Source organism: Methylacidimicrobium cyclopophantes, from assembly GCF_902143385.2.
Lineage (GTDB): Bacteria > Verrucomicrobiota > Verrucomicrobiia > Methylacidiphilales > Methylacidiphilaceae > Methylacidimicrobium > Methylacidimicrobium cyclopophantes.
This window is the reverse complement of sequence record NZ_CABFUZ020000248.1, coordinates 1-2,025: the sequence shown is the minus strand read 5'-3', so window position 1 is coordinate 2,025 and position 2,025 is coordinate 1. Positions and strand designations below refer to the sequence as shown.

3 protein-coding genes are annotated in these 2,025 nt (G+C 58.8%); all 3 read right to left on the bottom strand.

Annotated features, from left to right (window positions below):
* The coding region (locus FN369_RS09805; RefSeq protein ID WP_178087798.1) for an RRXRR domain-containing protein at window positions 1-414 on the bottom strand (414 nt) is incomplete at its 3' end.
* 285 nt (window positions 415-699) lie between these two features.
* The gene (locus tag FN369_RS09800; protein WP_142525960.1) at window positions 700-1,029 is read right to left on the bottom strand and encodes a hypothetical protein; all 330 of its coding nucleotides are present in this window, start codon (window positions 1,027-1,029) and stop codon (window positions 700-702) included.
* Window positions 1,030-1,465: 436 nt separating this feature from the next.
* Entirely contained in the window at window positions 1,466-1,753 is a 288-nt protein-coding gene (locus FN369_RS09785; RefSeq protein ID WP_142525959.1) for a ribonuclease H-like domain-containing protein, read from the bottom strand.
* Window positions 1,754-2,025 lie beyond the last annotated feature (272 nt).

Sequence of the window (2,025 nt, the reverse complement as noted above, 5' to 3'; positions counted from 1 at the left end):
CAGCCAGCCCTGCGGGCGGCGGCGATTGTCGAATCGCGCCGCACGATGACGCAGGTTGTTGCGCCGACGCCTGCGAAACGCCGCACGCTGTCTGAGCGCATCGCGGATCGCATGTCCCCGGTGCATGAGTTCAGCCAAGAACAGCACATGGGCGCGGCGGTGAACTTCGCCCGTGTCGGCATCGACCTCTTGCGACTCTCGCACCAAGGCAACACCCGTGGTCTTGCTGCCGGGATCGAGCTTGAGCCGAACAGGCTGCAGGGCGGAATCTTCCTGCAAGCGATCGATCAGCCGAATGGTGAAGGGCACCAGACGATGCACCCGCGTCCGACCACGCTCCAACAGCAGCCGCGCCCGCTTCTCCGAGCACGGTATCAGCGGTTTTTTCCTGCGGTCCAATACAAATACTGCCACTTCAAACTCCTTCGCCCCTTACGGGACCGGTGACGCGCCCTTGCGGGCATCTCCCCTCGGGAATGTCACACACCGGCTCCTGCCTCGCGGCAGCGGTGAGGACCTTCGACGCTTTACCTTTCGCCAGCATGATCCTCACCTTGCAGAGCAGCGAACTGAGGAAGCATTCGCTGGTGCGTCTGAACGACCTGTGTGTGACGTAGATCAGTGTCTTTCTCTCTCCCTGGTCAACCGAGCCTGTCTTTCAACAAGCTCCGCCCTTTAGGGCGGGGTAGTTGACTGTCGTTATTCGTCGTCATTGTCTATGTCTCCAATGAAATTGAAGGGTGAAATGCCGTTGCCGGCCGGCGGATCTCCCAAGCTCGGCATCGGGAAATAGTTGAAGGGCTTGTCGCCCCAGTTTCCCACATAACCGCCGTTCTGATTTCGGATATAGGAGAAGAGCTTCCCATCGGCAATTCCTCCGCCTCCGAGCGGGGTTTCGAAGGAATTGAAGGGCTTCCCGTTTAAGAAGCCAGACGTTACGCTCCCATTAGGCCCGTGGAACGTGATTCCACCCCCGCCACCAGGGCCACCAATCCACGCCAACACCGCCAACCCAATTACCATGTTCATGTTAGTTTCCTTTCGCTTTGTCGCCTTCTCCTTCTCGGAGCTTTACGAGCTCCAAATCAATGTGCTGGAGTTTTTCTGTCATGTGCATCCCTTCACTACATCAACGCATAAAGCCGTGGGTTCGGCAAGCAAGAATTGACCAAGAGTATAATTGCGGCTATGCAACGCCTCCAAGCCTTCAGATACGAATTGATGCCCAACGGCCAGCGAAGCGGCGCATCTGCCACTCCTGCCAGCCGTTGGGCCGTAGCGTGTATTTATAGGCTTGAACTCGTTGCATAACTCAATTATACTTTTGTCTATTAGCGGTGACAACGATATTCGACACGGATGGCACTGCGCCCACGGTCGCCGTCTCCAGTAGCGTGAACAGCCTCAAAGGCGTGTCCAGCCGTCTGCTGCGCGAGGACCGGCCCGACATCCAGAAACAGGACGGCTACGCCGTCCGCGCTATCCTTCCCCGCCCTGAACGGCGGGGCTTGCCGCGCACCTGGTCATCCTCGTTGTAGTCGAGGATCCGCTGCTGGACCTCCCCGTCTCCGCTCCGGACCCACTGGTCGAACCATTCGATCGAGGCGGCGCCCGAGGGATGGGCGTCGCGCCAGACGAACCCGCAATATTTGGCGAGGGTCTTGATCGAGAAATCCCTCGTCGGCCATTCGGTCTTCTTCCGCACGATCTCGTAAAGGTCGATCACGAACCGGGAGCCAAAGAGCGCTTCCATCTCCTCCCGGCTGCAGACGGAGGCCTTCCGCGAGGCATGGGGATTTCTTTCCCGGCGGCGTGGCCTGCCGGTCTACTACTACTCCAAATGCGAACGGACGATCTGGCGGAGGCTGCAGCAGAAGTTTCCGTTCTGTCAGACTTACTCATTCCTGCTCACACAGGTTCAAAGCTGACTTCCTGCTTCCTCGAGGCCGGTTTCACGCGCGTCTTGCGACGTGCGCCAGAGCCTTCCTCTCCACAGGCTGACACCGTGGAACTCACGGCCAAATT

Bases quoted from the DNA above. Each gene is read 5' to 3' on its own strand.
- FN369_RS09800 (WP_142525960.1), bottom strand. From the start codon at position 1,029: ATGAACATGGTAATTGGGTTGGCGGTGTTGGCGTGGATTGGTGGCCCT.
- FN369_RS09785 (WP_142525959.1), bottom strand. From the start codon at position 1,753: ATGGAAGCGCTCTTTGGCTCCCGGTTCGTGATCGACCTTTACGAGATC.